This is a genomic window from Flavobacterium sp. (genome assembly GCF_035760125.1).
Taxonomy (GTDB): domain Bacteria; phylum Bacteroidota; class Bacteroidia; order Flavobacteriales; family Flavobacteriaceae; genus Flavobacterium.
Window position 1 is genome coordinate 1 of sequence record NZ_DASTTN010000177.1, and the last position, 5,730, is coordinate 5,730.

Sequence of the window (5,730 nt, forward strand, 5' to 3'; positions counted from 1 at the left end):
GGAGGCTATTACTATGTTCCAAAGAGAGCAACTTAAAATAGGCTTAATTGATTCGGGACTCGAATTAATGGATGACAAGAGAGCCATGCTTATCGAGAAAATAAAAAACGTAATTATTGAATTAGTTCATCATACCGATGAAAATATTAAAATTAATTTTTCGGACTATTTGCATGAAAAATTAAACCACGATTACACCTATATGTCCAATCTTTTTTCTGAAGTGCAAGGAACTACAATAGAGCAATTTATCATTTCACACAAAACCGAAAGAATTAAAGAATTAATTATTTATGGTGAACTAAATATCACCGAAATTGCTTGGAAAATGGGATATAGTAGTGTGGCGCATTTATCAAGTCAGTTCAAGAAAGTTACAGGCTTATCTCCTACTCACTTTAAACAGTTAAAAGATAAAAGACGTAGCCCTATCGAAGATATCGGGAATTAATTGCGATATCATTTTGCAAACCCAACAATAAATTTAACAAAATATGCCACGCCTATCCATGCAAGAATCACAATATGTTCGTAGCTTAATCGAATCCAATCTGGATCCTTTGGTAATTATAAGTACTGAAGGAATAATTATGGATATGAATGAAGCGTTGATATCTATTACTGGAAAATCACGAAAAGAATTGACAGGAACTTACTTCAAAAATTATTTTACAGAACCCAACAAAGCCCATGAAGCCTATCAAGAAGTATTTTCTAAAAATTCCGTTTCAGATTCCCCGCTTACCATTCGCCACAAAAATGGAAAATTAACCGAAGTACTATTTAATGGTTCTTTATATCGAGACTATCTTGGAAGTATTAAGGGCGTTGTCATTGTAGCAAGGGATATAGCCGGCCAAAAATGGGCACTCGAATTGAGAAACGCTAATAAAGAATTGGCTTTTCAAAACAAAGAAAAAGAAAAAAGAGCTGCCGAGCTCGTAATTGCAGATCTTGAACTCGAATTTCAAAGCAAAGAGAAAAAGAAACGTGAAATTGCTAACAAAGAATTAGAAGCCCATAGTTACTCCCTTAAATTGGCTTCGCAATATTCTTTAAGTTTGATTGAAGCCAGCCGTGATCCTTTATTTACCATTTCGCCCAAAGGAAAAATTACAGACACTAATGATGCAACTGTACAAGTTACAGGTGTATCCAGAGATCAACTAATTGGTTCTGATTTTTTTGATTATTTCACAGAACCTCAAAAAGCACGAGATGGATATAAAAAAGTCTTTTCAAAAGGTTTTGTTGTTGATTATCCACTTACGATAATGGACGGAAAATTTACCGATGTTTTGTTTAACGGTTCAGTTTACAAAGATGATTTAGGAAATGTAGTTGGTGCTGTCGTCGTAGCCAGAGATATTACGGAACAAAAAAGAATCGCAACAGAATTATTAGAGGCCAAGGTTTTTGCAGAATTGGCAACTGCACTAGCCGAAGAAGCCAAAAGCAAAGCCGAATTGGCTACAGAAATTGCAGTAAATGCTGTAAAAGCGAAACAGCAGTTTTTGTCGAATATGAGTCATGAGATTAGGACACCGATGAATGCCATTATTGGATTTACAAAAGTAGTTCTAAAAACGGAATTATCAGCCAAGCAAAAAGAATATCTTATGGCAATAAAAATGAGTGGCGATGCTTTAATTGTCCTTATAAATGACATTCTCGATTTAGCAAAAGTAGATGCTGGAAAAATGACATTTGAAGAAACCCCTTTCAAAATTAAAAAATCATTGTCCTCAATGCTTCATTTATTTGAAACCAAAATTCAGGAAAAAAACTTAAAACTAGTTTCGGACTATGACGATAAAATTCCAGAAATTTTATTAGGTGACCCTGTTCGATTGCATCAAATTATTTTAAATTTAGTAAGTAATGCCGTGAAATTTACGAGTAAAGGAGTAATTACCGTAAGTGTTCATTTAATGTTTGAAGACGATGAAAAAGTAATCATAGAATTTGCTGTTAATGACACAGGGATAGGTATTTCCGAAAATAAAATGGAAAGTATTTTTGAAAATTTCCAACAAGCATCAAGTGGCACTTCCAGATTATACGGTGGAACAGGTCTTGGACTTGCCATTGTAAAACAATTGGTAGAATCTCAAGGAGGCAGCATCAGGGTTAAAAGCATAGTAAATGAGTATTCTCGTTTTAGTTTTACTTTACCTTTTCTAAAAACGACAGAAGATGCGGCACTAGAAAATGAAATCATGGAATTGAATAATGAAATTAAAGGCATCAGAGTATTGGTGGTCGAAGATATGGCCCTGAATCAATTGCTTATGAAAACGGTATTGGATGATTTTGGTTTTAAACGTGACATTGCCGAAAACGGAAAAATTGCCATCGAAAAACTCAAAACAAATCAATATGATATTGTTTTGATGGATTTACAAATGCCTGAAATGAATGGCTTTGAAGCTACAGAATACATTAGAGAAACATTGAATTTGACTATTCCCATCATTGCTCTGACTGCAGATGTCACTACGGTAGATTTGGCAAAATGCAAAGCTGTGGGCATGAACGATTATATTGCAAAACCTATAGATGAAAGAGTATTGTACAGTAAAATTGTTGGGTTAATACAAAAGCCTAAAAATTCAAAACTAAGCAAAAATAACAAAGCGGAAGTTTCAGAAGTTGAAAAAATAAAATGCATCAATTTAGATTACTTAAACCACCGCACTAAATCCAATCCAAAATTGATGATTGAAATGATTGGTCTGTATCTGGAACAAACACCTGACTTAATTAATACGTTAAAAAAAAGCTTGTTAGTTCAAGATTGGAATTTGTTAAATGCTGCCATTCACAAAATGATTCCATCATTTTCAATTATGGGAATGCATTCCGATTTTGAAAATATGGCAAAAAAAATTCAGGAATTTGTGGCGATACAACAGCAAAATGATGAAATGGAAAGTATGGTATTGAAACTTGAAGATGTATGTATGCAGGCCTGTAAAGAATTAGAACTAGAATTAGAAACATTAAAAAAAACCTTAAAATGAATACCTCAAACAAAATAAAACTGTTCTTAGTCGATGATGACGCCCTATTCTTGAAATCTTTGGAAATTGAGTTTTTGGATCATGCTGATTTTGAAATAGAAACCTACTCTACCGGAGAACTTTGCTTGACCAATTTATCCAATAATCCTGATGTTATTATTTTAGATTATCATCTAGACGGTATTGATAAAAATGCCATAAACGGTATTGACACTTTGGATAAAATAAAAGAATTCAATCCAGAGATTGCTGTTATTATGCTGTCTTCTCAAGACAAAATAGATGTTGCTATCGATTGTATGCACCATCAAGCCTTTGATTATGTTGTCAAAAGCGAAACAGCCTTTGTTCGTCTACAAAAAATAATATCATCACTTTTTGAATTAAGAAAAATAAAAAAAGAATTGAGTTGGTATATGGAAAGAATGTAATTAAAATGATTTCAAACTCTAAAACAATATAAATTTAATAAATAAAAATCATGAATATCAAACGAATCTTTGGTGCATTATTAACAGCTCTTGGTATCGGTGCCCTAATTTATGAAGCCGTAATATTTACGAACACTTCGGGAAGTGAAAAAGACATGAAAGCCTTAGTCATTTACGGTGTTTTGGGAGTAATCTTCTTTATGTCAGGAATCAGTTTAGTACGAACCACAAAAGATGAATCTTAGATTTATCAGGTCGAATTTTAGAAAAAAGCCATTACAAGCCTAATTTACAGTTGTTTAAAAAAATATATCTGTAAATTCTACAACTATTTTCAAAAGTTATATAATCATATTCACTTCATAAACTTTCATCTTTGTATTCTAAAGATTAAATAAATCCAATAAAAATATAAAGATGTATAAAGTAGAAAAAGAATTCCTGTTCATTCCTAAAAGTAATTGCAAAGTGGGTAAAATAACTTCTTCAAAAAATGGTGCAGATGATTCTCGCATCATTCAAATTGATTTTAAGACAGAAGCTTTTAAAAAATCTAATATGGCTTTTACAGAAAAGAGAAGAGCTCTTTAAAATTGCCATCAAAGAGTTGAAATTCTGAGATATTTTAAAAAAAAGAAGTATACCATATTCTAAACAATAGTATACTATTTTCCTTTTGCAAAAAAACACCTTACCCTTTCCAAGGCTATTTGACAAAATCATAACACCTATTGAATAATTCATTACCCAATATCACACTTTAAAGTTTTCAAATCTGTGTGATTATTTTTTTGCACAGATTTTACAAACCACTACTATTTACCATCAAACATCCTCATCTAAAAAGGTGTGAATCATGTAACTAATTAAAAAAGTTATATAACTAAAAAACTCAATTTGAGAATGACCTTTGATATGAATAATTAAAAAACACACAAAATGAAAAAATTACTATTCATATGTACATGCTTAGCATTTACATATATTACCGCAGCAGAAACCAAAGACCGGAAAAATAATATTGGAATGTCTGTTGGAGAAAAGCGGTATAAAGGAGATTTGAGAAATGATAGTTATAAAACCGACATTTCTTTTTATGGAGTTGGAGGTTTAACAGCTACTCTTTTTAATGAAATAAAAGATGCCGATAATGATGGGATTGCCGATAAAAATGACAAATGCCCAGGCACACCAGCTGGTGTAGCTGTAGACAAAACTGGATGTCCTCTTGATAAAGATATCGATGGTGTTGCAGATTACAAGGATGAATGTCCAGATACTGCTGGATTAGCAACTTTGAATGGGTGTCCAGATATAGATAAAGATGAAGTAGCCGATTCTAAAGATCGTTGTCCTGATGTTGCTGGTACCTTAGCTCTAAAAGGGTGCCCTGATGTAGATAATGATGGTGTTGCAGACATTGATGATAAATGTCCAAATACAACTGCAGGTTACAAAGTAAATGCATCTGGATGTCCTTTGGATAATGATAATGATGGTGTAGCCAATGAGGTGGATCTTTGTCCTGATGCTGCTGGACCATTAGCATTAAAAGGTTGTGCTGATACAGATGGAGATGGTGTTACTGATAATGTTGACCGTTGTCCTTCCGAAAAAGGGAATATTGTTGACAAGGGCTGTCCAACAATTGCACCAGTAGATGTCAAAAAAATAGCGGATATTGCAGGTAAACTTTTCTTTGAAAATGGTAGTGCTGAACTAAAAATGTCTTCATATGTTCAACTTGATTATTTGGTGGTCATATTAAAACGTTATAATGCAACCGATTTGCAAATTGGTGGTCATACTGATAATGTGGGTGGTGACCTCGCTAATATAGACTTGTCAAAACAACGTGCAGAATCTGTTAGAACCTATTTAATAAGCAAAGGGATTCCCGAAAGCAGATTAATAGCTTTAGGATTTGGAGATGGTAAACCAATTGCCAGTAACGCAAAATCTTCTGGTAGAGCTAAAAACAGAAGAGTTGAATTGAAAACTTCATACTAACTATTTGTTTACTTCATGTTTTTTTGAGAAAGGAGGTTGTTGTAAAACAGCCTTTTTTTTGGATTTACAATCCGTGAATTATGAAATATTTACTAGAAATACTATAACAGGATTTGTGGGTTTGTGAATGAACTTTGTAGTATCAAAATCAAAAGAGTCTTTATCTCTTTTCTTTTTAAAGCAGTTTAAAAAAATTTAAAACAACAAACATGAAAACACTAAAACTAATTGCCCTAGCCCTATTCTTTTTTGCATCAACTGCAAAT

At 32.7% G+C, this 5,730-nt stretch carries 6 protein-coding genes; all 6 read left to right on the forward strand.

Going from position 1 to position 5,730, the window contains the following annotated elements; all coding sequences use genetic code 11:
* Positions 1 to 451, forward strand: a 451-nt coding sequence (locus VFS71_RS06760) for an AraC family transcriptional regulator (RefSeq protein ID WP_326400161.1), incomplete at its 5' end; no start/stop codon positions are given.
* Between the two features lie 43 nt (positions 452 to 494).
* Positions 495 to 3,023, forward strand: coding sequence for a PAS domain S-box protein (locus VFS71_RS06765; protein WP_326400162.1), 2,529 nt, complete (start codon positions 495 to 497; stop codon positions 3,021 to 3,023).
* Positions 3,020 to 3,454, forward strand: a complete 435-nt coding sequence (locus tag VFS71_RS06770; protein ID WP_326400163.1) for a response regulator — start codon at positions 3,020 to 3,022, stop codon at positions 3,452 to 3,454. The genes VFS71_RS06765 and VFS71_RS06770 overlap by 4 nt, the downstream gene beginning before the upstream one ends.
* A 50-nt stretch (positions 3,455 to 3,504) precedes the next feature.
* On the forward strand, positions 3,505 to 3,699 hold the full coding sequence (locus tag VFS71_RS06775; RefSeq protein WP_326400164.1) for a hypothetical protein: 195 nt from the start codon (positions 3,505 to 3,507) through the stop codon (positions 3,697 to 3,699).
* Between the two features lie 172 nt (positions 3,700 to 3,871).
* Positions 3,872 to 4,045: a hypothetical protein gene (locus VFS71_RS06780; protein ID WP_326400165.1), complete on the forward strand. Its 174-nt coding sequence runs from the start codon at positions 3,872 to 3,874 to the stop codon at positions 4,043 to 4,045.
* A 348-nt stretch (positions 4,046 to 4,393) separates the two neighbouring features.
* The gene (locus VFS71_RS06785; protein WP_326400167.1) at positions 4,394 to 5,464 is read left to right on the forward strand and encodes an OmpA family protein; all 1,071 of its coding nucleotides are present in this window, start codon (positions 4,394 to 4,396) and stop codon (positions 5,462 to 5,464) included.
* Positions 5,465 to 5,730: the final 266 nt, after the last annotated feature.